Here is a 23,915-nt window from a genome sequence, read left to right on the forward strand (position 1 = left end):
GTGGATCGGCTCCCGCCCGCCCCACGCTCCCGCCTGCCCCGAGTTGCGGGTTCGCCGAGCCGGCCGGTGCGCGGCGAGCGCGGTCGTACGCGCAGGGCGCTGGGGTCGCGAACTTCCGGCGCCCGCATCCCAGTACCCTCGTGCGCATGCCGGTGAGCGCCCTTGTACGCACCCGATTCCACCGTGCCCGTTCGCGCGGCACCATCGCCGCGGTCGCGCTGCTGTGCGCGGCCGCGGTGACGGCGGGGTGCGCGGACACACACGACGACGCGAGCACGATCGTGCGCACCACCACCAATATCGCGGGCGCGGGTGTGGTCGGCGCCGATCGCGACACCACCACCGCCTGCCCGCTGCCGAGCGCGCCCGATCCGGCGTCCGGCTCGACCCGCGCGGTCACCCACACCGCCGGCGTGTCCCAGGTGCCCGCCGACCCGCAGCGCATCGTGGTGCTCACCAGTTCGGCGCTCGACGCCGCGTGCGCCCTCGGCCTGTGGGAGCGCGTGGCCGGTGCGGTCACGCTCGACGGTGAGCGCCCGCAGCCGATGTACCTCGGTTACGGCGTGCTCGACGTGCCCAGCGTCGGCCCGGTCGGCCGACCCGACCCGGCGCGCATCGCGGAACTGAAGCCGGACCTGATTCTCGGCGACATCGCCCCGGCCGCGGGCGGTTATTCGGCGCTGAGCGAGATCGCCCCCACCGTCCTGATCGGCGACGGCGACAGCTGGCAGTCCGATTTCGCCGCCTACGCCGCGGGCATGGGCCGCAACGGTGCGGCCGAGACCGCCCTGCGGTCCTACCTCACCGATGCCCGTGACCTCGGCAAGGCCATCAACGCGGCCCAGTCCCAGGCCTCGATCCTGCGTTTCACCGCCGACACCGTCCAGGTGCAGGGTTCGGAAACCTTTGCCGCCCAGATCCTTTCCGATGTCGGTGTGCAACGCCCGCAGGCTCAGCGCGGCCCGTCGTTCGACATCACCGCCGAGGATTTCGCCACCGAGGCCGAGGGCGACATCATTTACGTGATGTTCGCCGGCCCCGACGGTGAAGCCCACGGCAAACAGGTGCTGCGCTCCGAGGAATTCGAAGAACTGGGCGCCGCCGGCGACCGCCGGGTCTTCGCGGTGGACGACAAGATCTGGCACACCACCGGCCTCACCGCCGCCCGAGCCGTTCTCACCGACCTGGCCGACAGCCTCAACGGGTACGTCACCGACTGACCACTCCAGGCCGGTCTCCGGCGCGGCGGAGGCGGTTGCTCACCTGGCGATGCGCCACCGCGCTGACACGACGCCACCCTGGCCCATAGCTGCCACGGCTGTGTCACCGACCGAATCTCACCGGGCTCCACTGGCGCTGACCCGTTATCCTCAGTCCCGCACGATCTGGGGAGAGCTCGATGAACAACACCACGTCTTCGGTACGGCCGCAGGGTTTTTCGCGTCAGCTCGCGGCCGCTGCGATCCTGGGCGGTGCTTTGCTGGTCGGCGGTATCGGGCTCGCTGTCTACAGTCTTGTTTTCGCCGCGGGCAACCCCTTCGCACCGCATATCGCTTCCGAGGACCTCACCGGCAAACAGCTCGGCCTGTTCGGCGTCGTGATCGGTACCGCGGCGCTGCTGATTCTGGCAGCTACCTTGCGTTGGTCGGTGAGCCTGCGCGCCGCGGGCATCGGCAATCCGTTTCCCGTCATCATGGTCGCGGTGCTCGGCATCGAAATCCTCGTCACCGTCGACCTCGGGATACGAGCCACGGTAGAGCGGGTATTCGGCAGCTATACGGCCTATCCCGAACTGCCGACGGCGGTGGCGGCCTGGTACCTGGTGATCGTCGGCTCCGCGTTCGCCCTGGCCGTAACCTGCGCTCCCCCGGCACTCGGTGCGCTGTCGGCGCGCACCGGTGCCACCTGCGCCGCGGTCGGCGTTCTCGTCTGCGCCCTCGCCACCGGATTCGCGTTGCGAGCCGGCGACGACAGCCGCTTCAGCGACCACCGCACGGCATCGGCGACAGCCATCGCGCCGGTTCCGGAGAGCCTGGGCACCGAAAAGTTCCGTGTCGATCTCACCGCGGCCGCCGTCGTCGTCGGCGGAAACGGTTTCATCGTCGGATCGATCGAAGGTCTCACCGCCTACGACGGAGCCACCGGCGCCCCACGCTGGCACCATCTGCGTCCGGAAGCCGCCACGCACGGTGTCCGGCACAACCCCCGGTACCTGCAGTCCATTCCGTCCGAGAACGTTGTTGTCAGCTACTGGAACAACTGGGGCTGGCTGGCCTTCGATGCCTCGACCGGGGAGAAGCTGTGGTCCGATGCGCAGTTCAGTGCCGACGCCGGTCCGCAGAAACCGTTCGGCGACTTCAACACCCACCCGCAGCCCCTGCTCATCCGGGAGACGGGGCCCAGCTTCGTCCGCTACGACGCCCGCACCGGGCAACAGATGTGGTCCTCACCCACCGACGAATCGTGCCGTGACATGGCTCCGAAGATCGCCGTCACCACACGCGCGATCTACCAGGTATCGATGTGCAATGGCTCCCTGTCGACCCGGACCACGATCGTCGCTTTCGACCCGGCCACCGGCTCGGTGCGCACCGAGCGTGAGATCACCCATCCCGCCAACCGCGCACCGCGGTTGACTGTCGTCGACGAAGTCGTCTCGATCGAGTGGCGCGCGGCGGCAGGCGCGCACAGCCACCTGCGTTTCTCCTCCCCCGCACAGTTGTCCACCGCTACCCCGTCCGAGTCCTTCACACTGATCGCCGCTGATCTGTCGGCCGGAACACTCGTCGGCGAGCCCGGCGACGGGCCGGTCGTAGTGTCGGAAACCGGCGGACCGAGCCGGTCGCTTCCCGCCGACAGCCGGACGCCCGTCAGAGACCACGAAGTAGTGCTGCTCGCCAGCGAATTGGTGGTCATCTCGGCGGGCGAGTTACAGACTTGGAGACGTGGTGACCTCAGTCCGAGCAGCGCCGGACCAGCGCTGCGCTCGTGCTCGCCCTACGAGGTCACCTCCGCTCCCGGCGTCGTACTCGTCTTCTGCGCCAACGCCGATGCCACCACGCGGATGGTCGGTTTCGCACCGTGAGGCGCGTGCCCGAACGCTACGCTGGCCACCGAATGTCCTACCTTTGGGAGGATCTGAGGTAGGCCCTGCCCGCCCCCTCGAGTGAGCGAGTACGTCTGTGCACCACAATCATGCCGACATCCACTTCACCGATACCGGCGCCGGGGATCCGCTGGTCCTGTCGCACGGTTTCCTGATGGACGCCACCATGTTCGACCGCACGCGAGACGCGTTCGTGGCAGCGGGTTTCCGCGTCATCACCGTCGACGCGCGCGGTTGTGGCCGGACCGAATCAGACCCCATGGCGCCGTTCACCTACTGGGACCTGGCCGATGACATCGCCGCCGTCCTCGATCACCTCGACATCTCCGGCCCGGCCGTCCTGGGCGGTATGAGCCAGGGTGGCTACACCTGCCTGCGCTTCGCCCTGCGCTACCCCGATCGCACCCGCGCCCTGATCCTGGCATCCACCATGGCCCGCGCGAACACCACCGAGGAGACCGCCCAGTACCGGGCGATGGCCGCCGCCTGGACCGACCCGGCCATCCCCCTCGAACCGCAGGCCCGCGCCCTCGCCCCGCTGCTCATCGGCGGTACCCCCGAGGACCAGGAACACTGGGTCCGCCGATGGCTGGCCGCCCCCGACCGCGCCCGCACCATCGCGGCCTGGGAAAACCTCGCCACCCGAGACGAGATCACCCACCGCGCGACCGAAATCGACTGTCCCGCCCTGGTCCTGCGCGGTCACGCCGACGAAGCGGGCGGCACCGCCGACGACGCCTCAGCCCTCACCGAACTTCTGTCCGGAACGGCCGGAGTCTCCGCGGTCATCGCCGGCACCACCGCGGGCCACGGTGTCTGGTGGACCCACCCCCGACCGGTCGCGGCCGCGATCCTGTCGTTCCTGCAGCGGCTCCCCGCCGCCGAACGGTCGAACTCCCAGTAGGCACGACGTCCCCAGCCTGGTCACCGGGAGCGGCGGGTGAGGCGGTCGGCGATGAACCAGGAGCCGCCCAGGATCAGGAAAGCGAACAGGAGCAAGCCGAGCCCCTGGGTCGCCACGATCCATATCCGGTCGGCCCGGGAGAGATTGCCGTTGAGTGCGACGTTGAGCGAACCGACGGCGAAGGCGATGACCGCGGCGAAGACCGTGACCAGTTCGACGGCGCGCAAGACCGTTCCGCGCACCTCGGCGGCGAGCCGGCCGACTTCCCGCTCGGTGTGTTGCCCGCGTTCCCGGTCGGCGCGGGCTTGACGATCGGTGACGCGGGCGGCCTCGATCGCATCGCGGCGGGCCAGGTACTGGCCTTGCAGCAGTTCGTGACTCACCCGCCAGCCCTTGGCCGGCAGCAGGCGCAGGGCCTCATCGATGTCGGTCATCGCGGCGTCGTACTCGCCGCACAACCAGCGTCCGGTCGCGAGCCGGTAGTGCAGGATGTCGCGACCCGGGTAGGTGGCGACAGCATCGGCGGACCGGTCCCGCAACAATTCACCACGGCCCTCGAAGTCGGGACTGGCGGCCAGCCCGTTCAGCACCACGTCGGTGGCCGCGTAGGTGCGCTCCGGTGATTCCCACACCTGGGTGAACAGGTCGCAGGCGTGCTGGTGGGTGGTGGTGCGGCAGCCGAACGCGGCGAACGCGCGCAGCGCGGTGAACAGCACCGACTCCCGGTGCGGCCCGGCGGCCATGGCCAGCGGTGAGGACGCGAGGAATTCGCCGAGTTCGTCGAAGCAGAAGTCGGCCCGCAGCTTGCCCGCGTGGTAAAGGGTGGCGAAATAGGCTTTGTTGCACCCGCTGTCGTCGGCGGCGACCACATCGGCGGTGGCGTCGGCGATCTCGTTCGCGGACTCGACGGAGTCGCGGGTGATGAACGCGAAACCCAGTGCCCACTTCTCCCGGATCGGTTCGTGCGCCGCCGCGGCGATGTGCTCGGCCATCCACCCCGCGCACAGCACCGCGGTGTGCAGGGTCGGCGCGGCGCGGAAGCGCTGATGCCAATACCGGTCGGCGCAGATGAGCCGCGGATCACGGTCGAAATCGGCGGAGTCGATGTCGAACTGCGGCTCGACCTGCTGGGCGAGGTACTGCAACGCGACCTGCTCGCATTCGCGTTCCAGTTCCCGGGAATTCGCGGCGACCAGCGAACCCAGTACCGATTCGACCAACGCGTGATCCATGAACGTCCCCTGCCTGCCGTTGCCCCGGATGATCAATGTCACTGACTACCACAGGCATTGGGCGCACGTCGACATGGCAGAGTGGGCGCTCGTGGAGATCGCGGTGCTCACGGCGGTACACGCCGGGTACACCCGCTTCCTGCCCGCCGCGTGGCGGTCACTGTGCGCGCAGACCTACCCGGACTGGAGCTGGTATGTCCAGGTCGACGGCGCCAGGTCACCGGAGGTCGTGGGCACCCTGATCGGTTGCGGCGCCGCCGACGATCCACGGCTCCGGCTGGGGTTCAACGGAACCCGCGAAGGCCCGGCGGTGACCCGGAATGTGGCACTGGGCCGCATCGCGGCACCGCTGGTGCAGAATCTCGACGCCGACGACGAACTCGAACCCAACGCACTCGCCACGCTCGGCGCCGCCCTCGCGACCCAGCCGAGCGCCGGGTTCGCGGTGGGCCCAGCACGCGACCTGCTCGGATCCGGCGAATTGCGCAGTTTCCCGTGGGACTTCCCGGCGGGCCCACTCGCCCGCGGCGCCCTGGTGGACGCCTGGATCACCACCCCGGACACCTACCGGGTGCCCGTGCATCCGGCCGGGGTGCTGTGGCGGCGCGATCTGCTGCTCGCCGCGGGCGGTTGGGCCGCGCTACGCGGCATGGAGGACACCGCCCTGCTGATGTCGGCGTCGGCGCTGGCGGCGGGTGTCGTCGTGGACGCGCCCACCCTGCGCTATCGCAAGCATCATCTGCAGCACTCCACCCGACCGTCGATCTTCGAAGGGGGGGGGGAGCAGATTTCACTGGTGCGCGCACGGGCGGAGGCATTGCTGCTCGGACCGGGATGGCTGGCCGCGCCCGCCCACTGAACTGAGCGAAACGGCTGGTAGCAGTGCCGTTGTTACCATGACAGACGCTGATCCATGACCCGCGAGCGTCAAGGAGAGACCGATGTCGAAGCGTGAAGTTCCCCCCGAATCCGACAATGCCGCCGACCTCGACCTGCCGTGGGCGCCACGTGACCACGATTGGACCGGGCACCGGGCCGAGCACGATGCCCGGGAGTGGGCGGGCGGCGATCCGAAAAAGCTCGCGAGCATCTACCTCTATCGCGACCCGCACGGCGACCCCACGCTGGAGAAGGACTACAAGTTCCCCGTCGCCGACATCATCGACGGCAAGCCGACGCGGGTGTTCCGCGCGGTCGCCAATGCCGCGGCCCGGCTCGACCAAGCCGATATGCCCGAGAAGGACCGCGACAAGGTGCGGAAACGGATCAGTGAGCTCTACCGGGACGCGGCCGAGGCGTTCGACGATCCGGGTCTGCGCGCACCCTGGGACCGCTGAGCCGTGGCCGGGTGACGACGAGGGCGGCCGACCCTGTCGCACAGAGTGGCCGCCCGCGCCGGACTCAGAACTCCCAGTCTTCGTCTTCGGTGTTGACGGCCTTACCGATGACATAGCTCGAACCCGAACCGGAGAAGAAGTCGTGGTTCTCGTCGGCGTTGGGCGACAGCGCCGACAGGATCGCCGGGTTCACCTCGCACTCGTCCTTCGGGAACAGGCCCTCGTAGCCGAGGTTCATCAGCGCCTTGTTGGCGTTGTAGCGCAGGAACTTCTTGACGTCCTCGGTGAGGCCGACCTCGTCGTAGAGGTCCTGGGTGTAGTCCACCTCGTTGTCGTAGAGCTCGAAGAGCAGCTCGAAGGTGTAGTTCTTCAGCTCGTCCCGCTCGGCCTGGGAGACCAGCTCGAGGCCCTTCTGGTACTTGTAGCCGATGTAGTAGCCGTGCACCGCCTCGTCGCGGATGATCAGCCGGATCATGTCGGCGGTGTTGGTGAGCTTGGCCCGCGAGGACCAGTGCATCGGCAGGTAGAAGCCGGAGTAGAACAGGAAGCTCTCCAGCAGCGTGGAGGCCACCTTGCGCTTGAGCGGGTCGTCGCCGTTGTAGTACGACAGCACGATCTCGGCCTTGCGCTGCAGGTTGCGGTTCTCCTCCGACCAGCGGAACGCCTCGTCGATCTCCTTGGTGGAGCACAGCGTGGAGAAAATGGAGCTGTAGCTCTTGGCGTGCACCGACTCCATGAACGCGATATTGGTGTACACCGCCTCCTCGTGCGGGGTCAGCGCGTCGGGGATCAGCGAGACCGCGCCGACGGTGCCCTGGATGGTGTCGAGCAGCGTGAGGCCGGTGAAGACCCGCATGGTGAGCTGCTTCTCCTCGGTGGTCAGCGTGTTCCAGGAGGGGATGTCGTTGGACACCGGCACCTTCTCGGGCAGCCAGAAGTTGCCGGTGAGCCGGTCCCAGACCTCGGCGTCCTTCTCATCGGGCACCCGATTCCAGTTGATGGCGCTGACCCGATCGATGACCTTCATTCCGCTTCCACACCTTTCGCCGCAACCATGACCCGCGCCCGCCGCCGTGCACGAGCTCATTCACCATGAACACTACTCGTAGTAGAGCTGACTGAATCGCACCACTACACCTTGTGTCGCGATGCCTCCCAGCGGCCTTGCAGGCCGATCCCAGGGACCGCACTCGGCCCCCATTGTGCGCCACGACCGCCGCCACACCACCATCGCCTCGCGGCGGCCACGCCGTGATTACGCGCATGGGTGCGACCACCGGCCGCGAACCGTGAGCGCGACCACTGCCCGCTCGGGTCGAACCGGAGCCGGCGCTGCGGCACACTGGCACTGGAAAGCGCCCGATGCCGGGCCGGACGAAGCGGGCACATCCCGCACCAGGGGGACTTTCCGTGCCGATGCGCGCGCCACTTCCCCACCACTCGACGCCGAGAGGGAAAACAACCGTGCGATATCTCCTTCTGCTCGCGGCTGCCGCGTTGACGTTGTCGGGCTGCGGCACCGACGCGACCGGGCAAGCGCGCCAACCCGTTTCGAGCACCACGCCGCCGCCGGTCGACCCCTCCTACTGGTCCACCGCCCCGCAGACCGATGCGCAGCGGGCCGAAGTCGCCACGCGGGCCCGGCTCATCGACGTGTGCGCGCTGGTTCCGCGCACCGAACTGGCGGAGCTGGGGGCGGTACGCGAGGTCGTCAACGACCAAACCGATTCGTGCCGCGTCGAACTGGGCGGCGAAGGCAGCGACACCTACGAATTGAACTGGGCGTCGATGATCATGTTCGACGACGTGCCGCGCCCCGGTGCCTCGGTGGTCCCGCTCGGCGCGGCGTCACTGTCGCTGATGCCGGAACACACGCCGACGGCGACCGAGCGAAGTTGCAGCGCGATCGCGCGTTTCCCCGCCGGGGCCGCCCTGTACCTGGATGCCACCACATTCCCGTCGACCGACCCGTGCGCCCGGCTCGAAACCGTGGCGGCGGGGGCCGTAGAGCGATGGCTGACCGCACCACCGCAGGGCAGTTCGCCCGACACTCAGCTGACGGTCCTGCACGGTGCCGATCCGTGCGCGGTGCGCGCCCTGCTGGAGGGCACCGGTCCGTTCGGCTCGCCGACATTGAAGAACTGCGGATTCACCTATCGCGGTGTCGATGTCGTGGTGAGCTATGAGAACCGGGGCCCGCTCGGTGACGCGACCGTGCAGATGCCGGACGGTCGCACCGCCCACTCGATCGACGACACGAGTTACACCGTGGTGGTCGGGCCCGCCCTGCCCGGCGAGCCGAGCTATTTCGGGCCGTCGGCGCCCGTGGTCGACGTGTTCGCCGATTCACCCGAGGTGGCCACCGAGGTACTGCGGCAAGTACTCACACTGTTCCCCGTCGCCTGAGGGCACAGACACGACCGCAGCGCTTCGCGGGATGTCGCGAAGCGCTGCGGTCGTCGGTGTGGGTGTTACTCCGCGTCGTCGGGGTGGCGGCGGAACGCCACGATGGAGGCGAGGAGTCCGCCCCACACCACGACGATCGAGATGACCATCATCGTGATCGCACCAACTGACATCAGGACTTCGCCTCCTTGGTGAGTTCCACCGAGGTGGAGTTGTCTTCGTCATCAGCGGTGCCGGGCCCGCGCCAGGGCAGCAGCGCCATGACCACACCGAACACGATCGCCGCGCCCGCCACGCCCCAGCCGGCGGTGAGCAGGTAGTCGGTGGTGTAGTCGCCGTAGTTCTTCTCGAACTCCTGGCGCAGGCTGTCGATCATCATCCACATCAGCACCAGCGGGGTGATCACGCCGAGCAGCACCATCCACAGCCGCCCGACCTTCAGGTTCGACACCGTGTCGGTGTGTGTCTGGAGCACGTCGAGCTTGCGCAGCACCCAGGCCACCAGGATCACCGCGACGAAGGCCGCCAGGACGATGCCGTACTGGTTGATGAAGTGGTCGGCCACATCGAGCAGGTACAGGCCGTTGCGGGTGGGGAACAGCCCGATCGAGACCGCGGCGGTGAGGCCGCCGACGATCAGCACGGCGGGTACGCGCGCCAGGCCGGTGCGGTCCTGCACCGAGGAGATGATCACCTGCACGATGCTGATCAGCGAGGACAGCCCCGCCAGCACCAGGCAGGTGAAGAACAGGATGCCGAACCAGGCCGCGCCCGCGGACAGTTCGGAGATGATCGTCGGGAACGCGACGAAGGCCAGCCCGGGCCCGCTGGTGGCGGCCTCGCTCACGGCCACGCCCGTCTGGTGGGCCATGAAGCCCAGCGTGGCGAACACGCCGATGCCCGCCAGGATCTCGAAGGAGCTGTTGGCGAAGCCGGCGACCAGCGCCGAACCGCCGAGATCGGACTTGCGCTTCAGATACGACGCGTAGGTGATCATGATGCCGAAGCCGACCGACAGCGAGAAGAAGATCTGCCCGTAGGCGGCGACCCACACGCTGCCGTCGGTGATACTCGACCAGTCGGGTGAGAAGAACGCGTCGAGTCCGTCGAGGGCGCCGGGCAGGAACAGCGCGCGCACCACCAGGATCAGGAACAGCACGACCAGCAGCGGAATGAAGATTTTGTTGGCCGCCTCGATGCCGCGGCGCACACCGAAGGCGAGTACGCCCAGCGTCACCACCCACACCGCGATCAGCGGCCACAGCACCCCGGGCACGAACGGGGCGGCGAAGCCCGGTTGGTCGGCGATGTGCAGGAAGTCGTTGTTGAAGAACGCCCCGGGGTCACTACCCCATTGCTGGCCGACCGAGAAGCCGACGTAGCGGATGGCCCAGGCGATGATCACCGCGTAGTACACCGCGATCACGAAACAGATCGCGACCTGCCACCAGCCGATCGACTCGGTGAAACGCGAGAGCCGCCGGAACGCCAGCGGCGGCGAGCCACGGAACTTGTGGCCGATCGTGTATTCGAAGATCAGCAGTGGGATACCCGCCGAGAGCAGGGCGATGAGGTAGGGCAGCAGGAAGGCGCCGCCGCCGTTCTCGTAGGCGATATAGGGGAACCGCCAGATATTTCCCAGACCGATCGCCGATCCGATCGCCGCGAGCAGGAACCCCGCTCGTGTACCCCATTGTTCCCGGGGTCGTGCCGTCATCGCACTCTCCATCCGCTCGCGACTGTTGATCTTCGTTGCGCGAAGGACCTTAGTGTAAGTAGCCGGGCGCAGGAGGTCCCGGGATTGCGTGACACCGACGTCTCGATCGGGGCGAGGTTTCGTTGCGGTGACAACGCGACATCGGTCGGGAGCACACGTTTGCGAGCCGGTTGCCCGCGCGGCAGACTCGGGAGGCGGGTGCGGAACCGACCCGCTCCGCCGACAACAGGGGGCAGCGATGTGGCGCAGCACCGCACTCGCCGCGGTGGCCGTGCTCGTCTGCGGCGGCTGCGGTGACAACGGGGACGACACCACCGCCCCCACCACCCGCGAAGCCCTGCCCTCGCCCGTGCTCCCGGCCCCGCCGCCCGAATTCTGGTCGCAGGTGCCCCAGAACCGCGAGCAGCGCGCCACGGTTGCCCAGGCGACGCGGCAGGTGGATGTGTGTGCGGTGCTGCCGCGCGAGCGACTGCGAACGCTCGGCGAGATCCAGAGTGTGACCGTCGGGCTCGACTCGTGCCGGGCCATCATCGACAGCGACGTACCGGGTGCGGGCACCACACTCACCTGGCACGCGACGCTGCTGCCCGAACTACCGCCCGGACAGGGCGATATCAAACGAATCGGCGAGGCGAACGTGCGCCTGGTTCCCGACCGCGACACCGGTGCGCCCCGGTCCTGCGGCGCGACCGCGCAGTTCCCGGCCGGCGCCGCGTTCTATCTCGGCCTGACCACCCCGCCCGGCACGAACCCGTGCGCCCGCGCCGACGAACTGGTGCCGGGCATGATCGAACGGTGGCGGCAGTCCCCACCACAGGGCACCTCGCCGGACACGGTGCCCACCGTGCTGCTGGGCGCCGACCCCTGCGCGGTCCGCGCGAAATTGCCCGACACGGTGCTCGACGAGGAGCAGCGGCTCACCCAGTGCCTGTTCGGTTATCGCGGGCAGGAGATCACCGTCGGGTACGAGTACCGGGTGCCCGAGTACCTGGCCGCCGACAGCACCGAAGAACACATCGACGGCCGGACCGTGCACCGGTCGGTGTCGGTCTATGACCGCACCATCCCCATCTACACCGCCGCGGTGGGACCCGAATTGCCGCCCGAGTCCACCGCTTTCGGCACCCGGGTACCGATCGTGGAGGTGGTCGCGGCCACCGACGAGGTCGCCCGGGACGTGATGTCAGCGGTGCTCACGTTGTTCCCGCAACGCTGAAAATCAGATCCCGAGAACGAGTTTCGCGGTGGTGAAGTAGATGAGCAGACCGGTCGCGTCCACCAGGGTGGTCACCATCGGCGCCGACACCACCGCCGGGTCGATGCGGAACTTCTTGGCCAGCAGCGGCATGGTGCCGCCGATGGTCGCCGCCCAGCCGCAGATGATCACCAGGGTGATGGCGACGACGACCGCGATCTTCGGGCCGACGAACACCGTGCCGATCAGCAGGCCCGCCGCGGCCAGCATGCTGCCGAGCACCAGCCCCACCCGGCATTCACGCCAGATCACCTTCAACAGGTCCGAGACCCGCACCTCACCGACGGCCAGCGCACGCACACACGCGGTGGCGGCCTGGGCCCCGGCGTTGCCACCCGCACCGATGAGCAGCGGAATGAACAGTGCCAGGCTGGCCGCCTGCTCGAGGGTGGTGGCGAAGATATCGGTGACGCTGACGGTGAGTGTGGCCGCGAACAACAGCAGCATCAGCCACAACGCCCGGTAGCGCGCCAGCTGGAACACCTTGGCGGCCATGTAGTGGCCCTCCCACGGCGCCGAACCGGCCTGCTTGGCCACGTCCTCGCTGTCGGCGGCCTCGAGCACTTCCATCGCGTCGTCGATGGTGAGCAGCCCCACCACCCGGTCCTCGCTGTCGACGACCACCAGGTTGATGTCGTTGGTGGAGCTCATCAGCCGCGCGGCCTTCTCCGCGGAGTCGGTGGCCCGCACGAACGGCGGTTCGGTGACGACGAGTTCGGACACCATCGCCTCGGGCGCGTGCAGCACCAGTTCGCGCAGTTCCACGATGCCGGTGAGGCGGCGGCCACGGTCCACGACGGGCAGGGTGTACACGGTTTCGGCGTTGGCGCCCTTGGCCCGCACCAGGGTGAGTGCCTGGGCGACGGTCAGATTGCCCGGCAGCGCGACGACCTCCGGGGTCATGTACATCCCGACCGAGCCCTCGGGGTAACCGAGCAGCGTGGCCGTCATCCGGCGCTCGCGCGGGCTCAGCCCGGCCAGCACCTTCTTGGCCACCTTGGCGGGGGCTTCGTGCAGCATACGGGCGCGGTCGTCGGGGTCCATCGCCTCGACGAGATCGCGGAAGCTCTTCTCGCGCAGGCCCTGCAGGATCTGCTGCTGGTCGACCGGCTCGAGTTCCTCGAACACGGTGATCGCGCGGTCCTTGTCCAGCAACCGGAACACGACTCCGGCCTGGACGGCGTCCATTCGGGCCAGCGCGTCGGCGATCACGTGCGGTGGCCGGTTGTCGAGCCAGTCCATCGCACCGGTCACCCGATGGGTTTCGACGATGTCGCGCACCGATTCCGACAGGATGGCCAGCGCCTCGGTCACCGAACCGTCGTCGGTGACCACGGCGGCCGGTTCGGCCGGACGGTGTTCGTGTGCTGCGTCTTCGGCGGGGACGTGACGTGCTTCGATGAGTTCGATCTGCGACATGGGGCAGTCCTCTGGCGCGACAACGCGCATACCCGTGCCGACGGCGACGGGATGCTACGGGAGTGGATCGGGAGACGGCGATGCACACCGCGGGCGTCCGCCACGACCTTCACGCACGACCACCGGAACGAGCCGGGAAAGAATTCAGTGCGAGAGTGCAGGGGCGACGCCGCGCGGCCTTCGACTAGGGGGTTCGCTGCGCATGCAACACCACCTCCTCGTCGTCGCCGCAGACCTTCGCCGTGCGGATTTCACTGGGAACGCCCGGACAGGCAGACCCCTCTGTGGGAAGAGTACATGCGAGGCCCGACTGTTTCATCCTTACCCTGTAGTACCACTGGTCACAGTGACCACGATCACGCCCGGGCGTGAGTACTCGGTTGCCCGGACACCCGGAACTGGGGACAGTGAACCTCGACGGCCGCAACGGGTGGCCGGACTTCCCCAGGAGGAAATCTGTGCGGTTCGGCATCTTCATTCCCCAGGGCTGGCGGCTCGACCTGGTCGGGATCGAACCGGCGCGACAGTGGTCGGTGATGCGCGAGCTGGCCCAGCGGTTCGACCGGGGCACCGACTGGGAGTCGATCTGGTTGTACGACCATTTCCACACCACCCCCGTCGCCACCGACGAGGCCACCCACGAGGCGTGGACGCTGATGTCGGCCTTCGCCGCCACCACTTCGCGGGTGCGGCTGGGACAGATGTGCACCGCCATGAGCTATCGCAACCCCGCCTACCTGGCCAAGGTCGCCGCCACCGTCGACCTGATCTCGGGTGGGCGCGTGGAGATGGGGATCGGCGCGGGCTGGTACGAGCACGAATGGCGCGCTTACGGTTACGGATTCCCCCCGGCCGGTGCCCGTCTCGACCGCCTCGACGAGGGCGTACAGATCTTCCGGCAGGCCTGGCAGACCGGTCGCGCCACCCTCGACGGCAGGCATTACCAGGTCGACGACGCCATCGTGCAGCCACGCCCGCTGCAGGACAACGGCATTCCGATCTGGATCGCCGGCGGCGGCGAGAAGAAGACGCTGCGGATCGCCGCGAAGTACGCCGACTACACCAACTTCAGCGCCGAGCCCGAGGAGTTCGCGCACAAGTCCGAGGTCCTGCGCGGGCATTGCGCCGAGGTCGGCACCGATTTCACCGCCATCACCCGCACCGGTAACTTCAACACCATCGTCGCCGACACCGAATCCGAAGTGCAGCAGCGGCTCTCGGCGATCGTCGACCGCTACACCCCGTTCCTCGGCGCCGACGAGGCGAAAGCCTATGTCCACGAGCAATTCACGACGAGCCCGGCGGTCGGCACGCCCACCCAGATCATCGACCGGCTCACCACCGTCGCGAACCTGGGCCTGGCGTACGCGATCCTCTACTTCCCCGAAGCCGCCTACGACACTTCGAGTATCGAGCTCTTCGAGAGCGAAGTACTCCCGGCGTTGCGCTGAACCCACTCATTCCTGCGCCGATCCGGTGTGCCCTTGACCACACCGGGTCGGTGCGGCTATGTTCTCTCGCCAACAGAGCTGGACAACCGTTCAACTGAACACGTGTCCATCTGGGGATCGAGGGGCAGCAGGGATGACCAGACCGCACCGCACACACCGACCCGATGGTTCGAAACCCCGGAGGCGGGCCGCGATCCGCTGGCTGATGACGCTGACACTGGTCGCGGCAGCGGCCGCCGGGGGCGGGCAAGCGGCCGCCGAGCCGGCAACCGAGCTGACACCCCTGCGCGCCGACGGAGCCGAGCTGATCGACGGCTACGGGCGCACGGTCCTGCTCCACGGAGTGAACAATGTCGACAAGGAAGCCCCCTACCTGCAACCAGGCGACGGATTCACGCTCACCGACGCGTCCGCGGCGATCCTGGCCCGGCACGGCTTCAACACCGTCCGGCTGGGTGTGTCCTTCGACGGCTTGATGCCCACCGAGGGCGTCGTCGACCACGCCTACCTCGACCGGGTCGAGAGCGTGGTGGACACCCTCGCCGCGCGCGGCATCTACACACTGCTCGACAACCATCAGGACGGACTGTCGAACTCTTGGGGCGGCAACGGATTTCCCGAGTGGGCGATCCGGGCCCGCCCGTCGGACGGAGAACCCAACCCCGGGTTCCCGCTGTACTACCTGATGCCGAGCATGAACCAGGGGTGGGACGAAGTCTGGAACAACACCTTCGGTGTGCTCGAGCATCTCGGCCAGGCATTGGGAGCGCTCGCCGAACGCATGAACGGGCGCGCGAGCGTGCTGGGCATCGAACTGCTCAACGAACCGTGGCCCGGCTCGGCGTTTCTCAGCTGCTACCCGGACGGCTGCCCCGACTTCGACGCGAAATATCAACGCGCGCTACAACAGCTGACCGACGCGGTGCGGGCGCGCAACGCCGAGGTACCGGTGTTCTGGGAACCGAATGTCACCTGGAACGAGGCGATGCCGAGTCACCTCGGTAAGAATCCGCCCATCACCAGCCCGAACATCGTGTTCTCCCCGCACGACTACTGCATCCCGAGTCAACTCGCCATCTACCTCGGACTACCCGAGGAACTGCGGGCCCTGTGCCCGGTCCAGCAGGACGTGACCTGGTCCAACATCGACGCGTTCGCCGAGCGCACCGACATCCCGACCATGGTCACCGAATTCGGCGACGGCGACCCGACGGTGTTGCGCAACACCACCTCTCGCGCCGACGAGCGCTTCGTCGGCTGGCACTACTGGCACTACAGCGCCGGCGACGGCGATCCCTTCCGCGGCGATCTCGGCCGCGAACTGGTCCGCACCTACCCGCAGGCCACGGCAGGCACTCCCGACAGCATGGTCTTCGATTCCAGCACAGGCGATTTCGCGTACCGGTATCACCCTCGTCGAGCTTCGGCGCCGACCGAGATCTATGTCTCGGACCTCTTCCATCCGGACAGCTACGAGGTCGAGGTCAGCGGCGGCCGAGTCACCTCGGCGCCCGAGGCCCGCATCGTCACGGTGGAAGCCGATGGCACCGACCCGGTCACAGTTCGAATCCACCGCCCCGGCTCGGCGGGGGCCGACCTACCCGTCGGCGGCGGCACCGGATCAGCTTCCGGATTGCCTTGGCCGTCTTCCGGTTCCGCAGGCGGACCATCACCGGCAGCGCGGTGATCAGGGAGACAAGGTCGACAACAGGTACTTCTTAAGCGACGTCGACCACGCTCAGCCGCATGAGCAACGCAGCACCGCCGGGGTACCGCGGCTACGCGCGCGACGCGGAGCAGCGACCGGCGTTCATCGCATCCGAAGCACCGGAGACCGCACGCCCCAGGGATGAATTCCCGCTGACCGCACGCACTTCCCGCGGCGACGAGACCGGGGTGATCGCCGCCTTCCTCGTCGACATGGCTCTGCACGCCGCGATCGGGGCCACCGCCTGGTACCTCGCGCCCGGTCAGACGGCTGTGCTGTACGGCCTCCTGGTGTGGCTCGGAGGGTCCTTCCTGCACCGGACGGTTGTGCAACGGCTCACCCGGACGACGATCGGCAAGTGCTCATACGGACTCCGATTGCGCTACGCCGACGGCAGCTACCCCTCGATCTGGCAGCTGATCGGGCAGTGGTTCCGGGGCGGCTGGGCCTGCTTCGACCTCTTCGGTACGGCCCGATGACGCGACAAGGGCGGTCCCCCCGGGGGGGACCGCCCTTCACCGTCGGCTCAGCTCACAGCATGCAGCTGACGCAGCCCTCCACCTCGGTCCCCTCGAGGGCCATCTGGCGCAGGCGGATGTAGTAGAGCGTCTTGATGCCCTTGCGCCAGGCGTAGATCTGGGCCTTGTTCAGGTCGCGGGTGGTGGCGGTGTCCTTGAAGAACAGGGTCAGCGACAGGCCCTGGTCCACGTGCTGGGTGGCCGCGGCGTAGGTGTCGATGATCTTCTCGTAGCCGATCTCGTACGCGTCCTGGTAGTACTCCAGGTTGTCGTTGGTGAGGTACGGGGCCGGGTAGTAGACGCGGCCGATCTTGCCTTCCTTGCGGATCTCGATCTTCGACGCCACCGGGTGGATGGAGCTGGTGGAGTGGTTGATGTAGGAGATCGACCCGGTCGGCGGTACGGCCTGCAGGTTCTGGTTGTAGATGCCGAACTCCTGCACCGACGCCTTCAGCGCCCGCCAGTCGTCCTGGGTGGGGATGTGCACGCCCGCGTCGGCGAAGATCTGCCGGACCCGGTCGGTCTCGGGCTCCCAGGCCCGCTCGGTGTACTTGTCGAAGTACGCACCGCTGGCGTACTCGGAGTCGGCGAACCCACCGAAGGCGCTGCCGCGTTCCTTGGCGATCAGGTTCGATGACCGAATCGCGTGGTAGACCACGGTGTAGAAGTAGATGTTGGTGAAATCGACACCCTCTTCGGAACCGTAGTGGACCCGTTCACGCGCGAGGTAGCCGTGCAGGTTCATCTGGCCGAGGCCGATGGCGTGGGACTCGTTGTTGCCCTGCTCGATCGAGGGCACCGAGTAGATGTGGGTCTGATCCGACACCGCAGTCAGGGCGCGGATCGAGGTCTCGATGGTCTGCCCGAAGTCGGGTGAGTCCATGGCCTTGGCGATGTTGAGCGAACCCAGGTTGCACGAGATGTCCTTGCCCACCTTGGCGTAGGACAGGTCGTCGTTGAACTCCGAGGGGGTGGAGACCTGCAGGATCTCCGAGCACAGGTTCGAGTGGGTGATCTTGCCCTTGATCGGGTTAGCCCGGTTCACCGTGTCCTCGAACATGATGTAGGGGTAGCCCGATTCGAACTGCAGCTCGGCGATGGTCTGGAAGAACTCGCGCGCCTTGATCTTCGACTTGCGGATGCGCTTGTCGTCGACCATCTCGTAGTACTTCTCGGTGACGTCGACATCGGCGAAGGGCTTGCCGTAGATGCGCTCCACGTCGTACGGCGAGAACAGGTACATGTCCTCGTTGTTGCGCGCCAGTTCGAAGGTGATGTCGGGGATCACCACACCGAGCGAGAGCGTCTTGATGCGGATCTTCTCGTCGGCGTTCTCCCGCTTGGTGTCGAGGAAGCGGTAGATGTCGGGGTGATGGGCGTGCAGATACACCGCACCCGCGCCCTGACGCGCACCGAGCTGATTGGCGTAGGAGAAGGAGTCCTCGAGCAGCTTCATGATCGGGATGACACCGGAGCTCTGGTTCTCGATCTTCTTGATCGGCGCGCCGTGCTCACGAATGTTGCTCAGCAGCAGCGCGACACCGCCGCCGCGCTTGGACAGCTGCAGCGCGGAGTTGATCGAGCGCCCGATGGACTCCATGTTGTCCTCGATGCGCAGCAGGAAGCACGACACGGGCTCGCCGCGCTGCTTCTTGCCGGAGTTGAGGAACGTGGGGGTGGCGGGCTGGAAGCGGCCGTCGATGATCTCGTCGACCAGGTTGCTCGCGAGCACCTCGTCACCGGCGGCCAGCGTGAGCGCGACCATGCAGACACGGTCCTCGAACCGCTCCAGGTAGCGCTTACCGTCGAAGGTCTTGAGCGTGTAGGAGGTGTAGTACTTGAACGCGCCGAGGAAGGTGGGGAACCGGAACTTCTTCGCGTACGCCTTCTGGAACAGCTGCTTGACGAAGGGGCGACCGTACTGTTCGAGCACCTCGGTCTCGTAGTAGTTCTCCTCGACCAGGTAGTCCAGCTTCTCGTCCAGGTTGTGGAAGAAGACGGTGTTCTGGTTCACGTGCTGCAAGAAGTACTGGTTGGCGGCCTCACGATCCTTGTCGAACTGGATCTCACCGTTGGGGCCGTACAGATTCAGCATGGCGTTGAGGGCGTGGTAGTCGAGCGCCTCACCCGCCTCGCCGCGCACCACCGGCTGTTCTAGGCGTGCTGTCTTGCCGGATGGTGCAGTGGTTGCTGTTGCCAAAACAATCCCAATCCCTCTCGGACGCGCGCGACGTCCTCAGCGGTTCCCATGAGTTCGAAGCGATACAGGTACGGCACCCCGCATTTGCGGGAGATGATGTCACCGGCAGCGCAGTAGGTATCGCCGAAGTTCGTGTTCCCGGCCGCGATCACCCCGCGCAGCAGCGCGCGGTTGTGCGGGTCGTTGAGGAACTTGGCGACCTGCCGCGGAACGAGGTCCCGGTCGGGACGTTGTCCACCCATGACGTGCCGACCACCCCCGTAGGTGGGAGTGATCAGCACGTAGGGCTCGTCGATCCGCAGCGATTCAGCGGTGTGCAGTGGTAGCCGGGTGGCCGGCAGGTCCAGCTTCTCGACGAAACGATGAGTGTTCTCCGAAGCGCTGGAGAAGTAGACCAGCCCGCCCGGAGTCGTCCGTTCGGGCATGGATGCCTCCTTGCGGCGAAAATCCTAGGCAGCCGCGACGGCGAGCGACTTGATCCGGTCGGGGCGGAAGCCCGACCAGTGGTCCTCGCCCGCGACGACGACCGGCGCCTGCAGGTACCCGAGTGCCATGACGTAGTCACGCGCCTCGGCGTTCTCGGAGATGTCGATGATGTCGTAGTCCACCCCGACCTTGTCGAGTGCCTTGTAAGTGGCATTGCACTGAACGCAAGCGGGCTTGGTGTACACGGTGACGGTCATTCAGAGTCCCTCTCTCCTATGCCTGATCCACAGCCTGTGATCCGTATGCAGTGCACGAACGGTGATGCTGCGCAAACTCCTGGATCTGGCGAGGAAAGCCCTGCTCGCAACCCCTTCCCTTGGGTCCGATCAGTGGTGGCTCAACACCGCCCTCCAGTACCGAAGACACTACACCTAGTGGCCGACAGATTGGTACAACACAAGGTGTTGCGAGTCGCACAGATGTAATTTCCACCCGGTAAGTCGCAGGACGGACGATCGACGAGCTGCGCGAACAGTGGCTCAGATCACGATTTCGCCTACCGGCGAGTCTTCAGCAAACCATGCGCACAGCGCAGGGGCGCCGCATCCCCGATGGATGCGACGCCCCTGTGAGCCACCGACAGCCTACGCCGAGACGAACGTGCCGTTCGCCGCGGCGATCAGTTCGTGCACGGTCGCGCCGAGCTGGGTCAGCGCCTCGGCGTCTTCGGCCGGGTGGACCTGCCCGAACCGCTCGCCGATCGTGGCGAACTGCGCCGAAGCCGACTCCACGACCGCCCCGCCGGCCACGCCGACCGCCTTCACGGTGTCGCCGTGCGCCCACACCCCGGCCCGCGGGCTCATCGAGGCGCTCACCACGGCCACCGGCTTGTCCTTGATCGCACCGGTGCCGTAGGGGCGCGAGGCCCAGTCGATGGCGTTCTTCAGCACGGCGGGCACGGTGCCGTTGTATTCGGGGGTGACCAGCAGGACGGCGTCGGCGGCGGCGACGGCGTCGCGCAGGTCCTGCGCCTGCGCCGGCACCACACCGGGCACGTCCAGGTCCTCGTTGTAGAACGGAATCTGCGCGAGACCCTCGTAGATCGCGATGTCGACACCCTCGGGTGCGGTCTGGGCAGCGGCTTCGGCCAAGCGGCGGTTGATCGAGTCCGCGCGCAGGCTGCCGACCAGAGTAAGGATGCGGGTCTCGCTCATGACGACTCCTGGTGTAGTCAGTGGGGTGATCGAAGTTTCATCAGAGACTAACCGGACCGTGGTCCGATTACTTCCCGGGGAGGACGTGTGAGCGGCGTGAGCTACACCACACCCAGATCGGACGATCCGTCCCCGCTGCCGATCGGCCGGCCGATCGCCCGACCGTTACCCGGCAGCGCCGAACCCGCCGAACGCGCCGACGCCGCACGCAACCGCGCGCTGCTGCTCGACGCCGCCCAGCAGCTGGTGCGTGAGCACGGCGTCGCCGGGCTCACGATGGACGCGCTGGCCAAACGCGCCGGTGTCGGCAAGGGCACCATATTCCGCCGGTTCGGCAACCGCACCGGGCTGATGCTGGCCCTGCTCGACCACTCCGAGCAGAAGTTCCAGACTGCCTTCATGTTCGGGCCCGGGCCGCTGGGCCCCGAAGCCGCCCCGGTCGACCGGCTGATCGCGTTCGGGCGAACCCGTCTGCTCGACATCGAGGTGGAGGGCGATCTACACCGCGCCGCCGAGCAGAACGGTCATTTCGCCGGTGGCCCGTACGCCCTGCACCGGGCCCACGTGCTGCTGCTACTGCGCGCCGCGGGAGTCACCGGTGAGCTCGGGCTGATCGCCGACACGCTGCTGGCCACCCTGTCGGCGGCACTGGTGATCCACCAGATCGAGGTGCTCGGCTACCGGCGCGAGCGGATCGGCGACAACTGGGAATGGCTCGTTCGCCGAGTCGTTCCTCCTGTCCGCCAAGTAGAGTGAGACGGCATGGGGACACTGCGTGAACAGATCATTGCCGAACTGGGTGTGCGACCCGAGATCGAGCCCAAGCAGGAGGTGCGCCGCCGCGTCGACTTCCTCAAGGAATACCTGAGCACCACCCCGGCCAAGGGCTTCGTGCTCGGGATCAGCGGCGGGCAGGACAGTTCGCTGGCCGGCCGGCTGTGCCAGCTCGCGGTCGAAGAGCTGCGCGCCGACGGTGCCGATGCGACGTTCCTGGCGGTCCGGCTGCCCTACGGCGTACAGGCCGACGAGCCCGACGCGCAGCTCGCACTGAACTTCATCGACCCCGATCGCACCGTGGTGGTGAACATCCGCCCCAGCGTCGACGCGGTGTCGGTGGAGGTCGCCGGTGCCATCGACCACGAGCTGCTGCGCGACTTCGTGCGCGGCAACATCAAGGCCCGCGAGCGGATGGTCGCCCAGTACGCGCTGGCCGGCCAGGAGCACCTGCTCGTGATCGGCACCGATCACGCGGCCGAGGCGGTCACCGGCTTCTTCACCAAGTACGGCGACGGCGGGGTGGATCTGACCCCGCTCACCGGCCTCACCAAACGCCAGGGCGCCTCCCTGCTCCAGGAGCTCGGCGCACCCTCCCGGTTGTGGTCCAAGGTCCCCACCGCCGACCTCGAAGACGACCGCCCGGCCCTGCCCGACGAGGACGCCCTCGGCGTGCGCTACAGCGAGATCGACGACTACCTCGAGGGCAAGGACGTCACCGACGAGGTCGCGGCCCGCGTCGAATCACTGTTCACCAAGACCCGCCACAAGCGCACCGTCCCGGTCACCCCGCTCGACACCTGGTGGAAATAGGAAGTACCTAGCCGCTAGCCGCCCGCGAACGGCGGCAGGACGTCGACGGATTCGCGGAGCATGGCGGCCGGGTCGCGGGTGAGTTCGTCACCGATGAGGAAGGCGCACACGCGCACCAGCGTGTCGACGTCGGCGCCGTAGGTGGCGGCCAGTCGCGCCCGGAGGTCGGCGACGGTGGCGCCCGGTGGCAGGTCCAGTGATTCGGTGTTCTTGCCCACCGCGTCGGCGATCGCGGCGAAGTAGCGGACCTCAACCACCGATGGCTCCCATCGTGCGTTCCGGAGGGACGAAGCCGGCGGCATCGATACCGTGCCCGGCCCATTTCTGCCACATCGCGCCCCGCCACAGCTCGGCGACCTCGGCGTCGTCGGCGCCCGAGCGCAGGACGCTGCGCACGTCGAACTCCTGGTCGCTGAACAGGCACGAGCGCAGCATGCCGTCGGCGGTGAGCCGGGTGCGGTCACAGTTGTCGCAGAACTTGCGGGTGACGGTGGCGATGATGCCGACCGTGCCTGGGCCACCGTCGACCAGCCATTTCTCGGCCGGTGCCGACGGGTCGGCGCGAGCGGTGGGGGTCAGCTCGAAACGGGTGCCGAGCACCTCGAGCAGGTCGGCGGCGGTCACCATGTGATCACGCGCCCACTCGTGGTCGGCGTCGAGCGGCATCTCCTCGATGAACCGCAGTTCACAGTCCTCGGCCAGGCACCAGGCGAGCAGGTCGGCCGCGCCGGCCAGGTTCGCGCGCATCAGCACCGCGTTCACCTTCACCGGCGCCAGTCCCGCGTCGCGGGCGGCGCGGATGCCGTTGAGCACCGATTCGAGGCGGTCGCGGCGGGTGAGGCGGGTGAAGTCGGCGCGGTCGACGGTGTCGAGGGAGACGTTCACCCGCGACAGACCCGCCTCGGTGAGCGCGCGCACCCGATGTTCGAGGCCCACCCCGTTGGTCGTCATCGCCAGCGGTGTGCCGGGCACCGCGGCGTGGCAGCCGGCGATGATCTCCTCCAGCTCCCGGCGCATCAGCGGTTCACCGCCGGTGAAGCGCACTTCGCGCACACCCAGTTCCCGCACCGCGAGCGAAACGAGCCGCACGATCTCGGTCGCGGTGAGCAGTTCCTCGCGCGGGATGGGCGGCAGACCTTCCTCGGGCATGCAGTAGGTGCAGCGCAGCGAACATTTCTCGGTGATGGAGACACGCAGGTCGCGGGCGATGCGGCCGAAGCGGTCGACGAGCAGCGGCGTCTCGGGCCTGCCGTCCAGCGACGGCCGCTCCGATCGCACAGCGGGAATCCCCATCTCGACCAGCGTCATCCTTCCAGTATGACCCGTTGACCCGAGTGCGGCGGGGGCGGCGGGCCGATTGGTCATGAACTCTTCAGCTCACCGCGCGCACCCGGTCGCGGTGAGCCACGCGGGCCCTACCCGCGGGTCCGGCGAC

The 23,915-nt window shown here is 67.6% G+C and carries 23 protein-coding genes; 12 read left to right on the forward strand and 11 right to left on the reverse strand.

Going from position 1 to position 23,915, the window contains the following annotated elements; all coding sequences use genetic code 11:
* Positions 1-146 precede the first annotated feature (146 nt).
* From ACFO5K_RS13005 to ACFO5K_RS13015, 3 genes are all read left to right on the forward strand, one after another.
* The gene (locus tag ACFO5K_RS13005; protein ID WP_378561013.1) at positions 147-1,220 is read left to right on the forward strand and encodes an ABC transporter substrate-binding protein; all 1,074 of its coding nucleotides are present in this window, start codon (positions 147-149) and stop codon (positions 1,218-1,220) included.
* 179 nt (positions 1,221-1,399) lie between these two features.
* Positions 1,400-3,085 carry an outer membrane protein assembly factor BamB family protein gene (locus ACFO5K_RS13010; protein ID WP_378561016.1) on the forward strand — a complete coding sequence of 562 codons (1,686 nt, stop codon included), beginning with the start codon at positions 1,400-1,402 and terminating at the stop codon, positions 3,083-3,085.
* A 97-nt stretch (positions 3,086-3,182) separates the two neighbouring features.
* Positions 3,183-4,010 (forward strand): alpha/beta fold hydrolase, encoded by an 828-nt coding sequence (locus ACFO5K_RS13015; RefSeq protein ID WP_378561019.1) that lies wholly within the window; start codon positions 3,183-3,185, stop codon positions 4,008-4,010.
* 20 nt (positions 4,011-4,030) lie between these two features.
* Here the strand turns inward: ACFO5K_RS13015 and ACFO5K_RS13020 are convergent, their stop codons facing one another.
* Complete coding sequence (locus ACFO5K_RS13020; RefSeq protein ID WP_378561022.1) at positions 4,031-5,242, reverse strand: hypothetical protein; 1,212 nt, start codon at positions 5,240-5,242, stop codon at positions 4,031-4,033.
* A gap of 28 nt (positions 5,243-5,270) precedes the next feature.
* Between ACFO5K_RS13020 and ACFO5K_RS13025 the strand changes: the two genes are divergently transcribed.
* Positions 5,271-6,101 (forward strand): glycosyltransferase, encoded by an 831-nt coding sequence (locus ACFO5K_RS13025; protein ID WP_378561025.1) that lies wholly within the window; start codon positions 5,271-5,273, stop codon positions 6,099-6,101.
* Positions 6,102-6,183: 82 nt separating this feature from the next.
* Complete coding sequence (locus ACFO5K_RS13030; protein ID WP_378561028.1) at positions 6,184-6,579, forward strand: hypothetical protein; 396 nt, start codon at positions 6,184-6,186, stop codon at positions 6,577-6,579.
* Between the two features lie 64 nt (positions 6,580-6,643).
* Here the strand turns inward: ACFO5K_RS13030 and nrdF are convergent, their stop codons facing one another.
* On the reverse strand, positions 6,644-7,606 hold the full coding sequence (gene nrdF / locus ACFO5K_RS13035; RefSeq protein WP_378561031.1) for a class 1b ribonucleoside-diphosphate reductase subunit beta: 963 nt from the start codon (positions 7,604-7,606) through the stop codon (positions 6,644-6,646).
* A gap of 437 nt (positions 7,607-8,043) precedes the next feature.
* Between nrdF and ACFO5K_RS13040 the strand changes: the two genes are divergently transcribed.
* Positions 8,044-8,985: a peptidase gene (locus ACFO5K_RS13040; RefSeq protein WP_378561034.1), complete on the forward strand. Its 942-nt coding sequence runs from the start codon at positions 8,044-8,046 to the stop codon at positions 8,983-8,985.
* Positions 8,986-9,050: 65 nt separating this feature from the next.
* On the opposite strand, the gene ACFO5K_RS13045 is transcribed toward ACFO5K_RS13040, so the two are convergent.
* On the reverse strand, positions 9,051-9,158 hold the full coding sequence (locus tag ACFO5K_RS13045; protein WP_378561037.1) for a methionine/alanine import family NSS transporter small subunit: 108 nt from the start codon (positions 9,156-9,158) through the stop codon (positions 9,051-9,053).
* Positions 9,158-10,702: a sodium-dependent transporter gene (locus ACFO5K_RS13050; RefSeq protein ID WP_378561040.1), complete on the reverse strand. Its 1,545-nt coding sequence runs from the start codon at positions 10,700-10,702 to the stop codon at positions 9,158-9,160. Before ACFO5K_RS13050 ends, ACFO5K_RS13045 begins: the two co-directional genes overlap by 1 nt.
* Before the next feature lie 238 nt (positions 10,703-10,940).
* Between ACFO5K_RS13050 and ACFO5K_RS13055 the strand changes: the two genes are divergently transcribed.
* A complete protein-coding gene (locus tag ACFO5K_RS13055; RefSeq protein ID WP_378561043.1) occupies positions 10,941-11,918 on the forward strand; it encodes a peptidase in 978 nt (325 codons plus the stop codon).
* A 3-nt stretch (positions 11,919-11,921) separates the two neighbouring features.
* Here ACFO5K_RS13055 and mgtE read toward each other — a convergent pair whose 3' ends face one another.
* Entirely contained in the window at positions 11,922-13,376 is a 1,455-nt protein-coding gene (gene mgtE / locus ACFO5K_RS13060) for a magnesium transporter (RefSeq protein ID WP_378561046.1), read from the reverse strand.
* Between the two features lie 458 nt (positions 13,377-13,834).
* Here mgtE and ACFO5K_RS13065 point away from each other — a divergent pair, with 458 nt between their 5' ends.
* The 3 genes from ACFO5K_RS13065 (at position 13,835) to ACFO5K_RS13075 (ending at position 17,014) form a co-directional block, all read left to right on the forward strand.
* Entirely contained in the window at positions 13,835-14,827 is a 993-nt protein-coding gene (locus ACFO5K_RS13065) for an LLM class F420-dependent oxidoreductase (protein ID WP_378561049.1), read from the forward strand.
* A 205-nt stretch (positions 14,828-15,032) separates the two neighbouring features.
* Positions 15,033-16,514, forward strand: coding sequence for an endoglycoceramidase I (locus ACFO5K_RS13070; RefSeq protein WP_378561052.1), 1,482 nt, complete (start codon positions 15,033-15,035; stop codon positions 16,512-16,514).
* A 59-nt stretch (positions 16,515-16,573) separates the two neighbouring features.
* On the forward strand, positions 16,574-17,014 hold the full coding sequence (locus ACFO5K_RS13075) for a hypothetical protein (RefSeq protein WP_378561055.1): 441 nt from the start codon (positions 16,574-16,576) through the stop codon (positions 17,012-17,014).
* 52 nt (positions 17,015-17,066) lie between these two features.
* Here ACFO5K_RS13075 and nrdE read toward each other — a convergent pair whose 3' ends face one another.
* The 4 genes from nrdE to ACFO5K_RS13095 all read right to left on the reverse strand — a co-directional run bounded on the left by nrdE (position 17,067) and on the right by ACFO5K_RS13095 (position 20,893).
* Positions 17,067-19,148: a class 1b ribonucleoside-diphosphate reductase subunit alpha gene (gene nrdE, locus ACFO5K_RS13080; protein ID WP_378563790.1), complete on the reverse strand. Its 2,082-nt coding sequence runs from the start codon at positions 19,146-19,148 to the stop codon at positions 17,067-17,069.
* Between the two features lie 59 nt (positions 19,149-19,207).
* Entirely contained in the window at positions 19,208-19,678 is a 471-nt protein-coding gene (gene nrdI / locus ACFO5K_RS13085) for a class Ib ribonucleoside-diphosphate reductase assembly flavoprotein NrdI (RefSeq protein ID WP_378561058.1), read from the reverse strand.
* Positions 19,679-19,702: 24 nt separating this feature from the next.
* A complete protein-coding gene (gene nrdH / locus ACFO5K_RS13090; RefSeq protein WP_378561061.1) occupies positions 19,703-19,936 on the reverse strand; it encodes a glutaredoxin-like protein NrdH in 234 nt (77 codons plus the stop codon).
* Between the two features lie 387 nt (positions 19,937-20,323).
* Positions 20,324-20,893, reverse strand: a complete 570-nt coding sequence (locus ACFO5K_RS13095; protein ID WP_378561064.1) for an NAD(P)H-dependent oxidoreductase — start codon at positions 20,891-20,893, stop codon at positions 20,324-20,326.
* Positions 20,894-20,989: 96 nt separating this feature from the next.
* On the opposite strand from ACFO5K_RS13095, the gene ACFO5K_RS13100 reads away from it, so the two are divergent.
* Entirely contained in the window at positions 20,990-21,649 is a 660-nt protein-coding gene (locus tag ACFO5K_RS13100) for a TetR/AcrR family transcriptional regulator (protein WP_378561067.1), read from the forward strand.
* Positions 21,650-21,655: 6 nt separating this feature from the next.
* Complete coding sequence (gene nadE, locus ACFO5K_RS13105) at positions 21,656-22,480, forward strand: ammonia-dependent NAD(+) synthetase (RefSeq protein WP_378561070.1); 825 nt, start codon at positions 21,656-21,658, stop codon at positions 22,478-22,480.
* Between the two features lie 14 nt (positions 22,481-22,494).
* On the opposite strand, the gene ACFO5K_RS13110 is transcribed toward nadE, so the two are convergent.
* Both ACFO5K_RS13110 and moaA read right to left on the reverse strand, forming a co-directional pair.
* Positions 22,495-22,737, reverse strand: coding sequence for a MoaD/ThiS family protein (locus ACFO5K_RS13110; protein WP_378561073.1), 243 nt, complete (start codon positions 22,735-22,737; stop codon positions 22,495-22,497).
* Positions 22,730-23,788 (reverse strand): GTP 3',8-cyclase MoaA, encoded by a 1,059-nt coding sequence (moaA, locus tag ACFO5K_RS13115; protein WP_378561076.1) that lies wholly within the window; start codon positions 23,786-23,788, stop codon positions 22,730-22,732. The genes ACFO5K_RS13110 and moaA overlap by 8 nt, the downstream gene beginning before the upstream one ends.
* Positions 23,789-23,915 lie beyond the last annotated feature (127 nt).

Origin of the sequence: Nocardia halotolerans, from assembly GCF_042650145.1 — a bacterium.
In the GTDB taxonomy this organism is placed as follows: domain Bacteria; phylum Actinomycetota; class Actinomycetes; order Mycobacteriales; family Mycobacteriaceae; genus Nocardia; species Nocardia halotolerans.

Coding starts and splice junctions, on each gene's coding strand:
- ACFO5K_RS13045 (WP_378561037.1), bottom strand. CDS start 9,158: ATGTCAGTTGGTGCGATCACGATGATGGTCATCTCGATCGTCGTGGTG.
- mgtE (WP_378561046.1), bottom strand. CDS start 13,376: ATGTCGCAGATCGAACTCATCGAAGCACGTCACGTCCCCGCCGAAGAC.
- nrdE (WP_378563790.1), bottom strand. CDS start 19,148: ATGCTGAATCTGTACGGCCCCAACGGTGAGATCCAGTTCGACAAGGAT.
- ACFO5K_RS13020 (WP_378561022.1), bottom strand. CDS start 5,242: ATGGATCACGCGTTGGTCGAATCGGTACTGGGTTCGCTGGTCGCCGCG.
- ACFO5K_RS13005 (WP_378561013.1), top strand. CDS start 147: ATGCCGGTGAGCGCCCTTGTACGCACCCGATTCCACCGTGCCCGTTCG.
- ACFO5K_RS13050 (WP_378561040.1), bottom strand. CDS start 10,702: ATGACGGCACGACCCCGGGAACAATGGGGTACACGAGCGGGGTTCCTG.
- moaA (WP_378561076.1), bottom strand. CDS start 23,788: ATGACGCTGGTCGAGATGGGGATTCCCGCTGTGCGATCGGAGCGGCCG.
- ACFO5K_RS13030 (WP_378561028.1), top strand. CDS start 6,184: ATGTCGAAGCGTGAAGTTCCCCCCGAATCCGACAATGCCGCCGACCTC.
- nrdF (WP_378561031.1), bottom strand. CDS start 7,606: ATGAAGGTCATCGATCGGGTCAGCGCCATCAACTGGAATCGGGTGCCC.
- ACFO5K_RS13095 (WP_378561064.1), bottom strand. CDS start 20,893: ATGAGCGAGACCCGCATCCTTACTCTGGTCGGCAGCCTGCGCGCGGAC.
- ACFO5K_RS13010 (WP_378561016.1), top strand. CDS start 1,400: ATGAACAACACCACGTCTTCGGTACGGCCGCAGGGTTTTTCGCGTCAG.
- nrdI (WP_378561058.1), bottom strand. CDS start 19,678: ATGCCCGAACGGACGACTCCGGGCGGGCTGGTCTACTTCTCCAGCGCT.
- nrdH (WP_378561061.1), bottom strand. CDS start 19,936: ATGACCGTCACCGTGTACACCAAGCCCGCTTGCGTTCAGTGCAATGCC.
- ACFO5K_RS13075 (WP_378561055.1), top strand. CDS start 16,574: ATGAGCAACGCAGCACCGCCGGGGTACCGCGGCTACGCGCGCGACGCG.
- nadE (WP_378561070.1), top strand. CDS start 21,656: ATGGGGACACTGCGTGAACAGATCATTGCCGAACTGGGTGTGCGACCC.
- ACFO5K_RS13055 (WP_378561043.1), top strand. CDS start 10,941: ATGTGGCGCAGCACCGCACTCGCCGCGGTGGCCGTGCTCGTCTGCGGC.
- ACFO5K_RS13070 (WP_378561052.1), top strand. CDS start 15,033: ATGACGCTGACACTGGTCGCGGCAGCGGCCGCCGGGGGCGGGCAAGCG.
- ACFO5K_RS13025 (WP_378561025.1), top strand. CDS start 5,271: ATGATCAATGTCACTGACTACCACAGGCATTGGGCGCACGTCGACATG.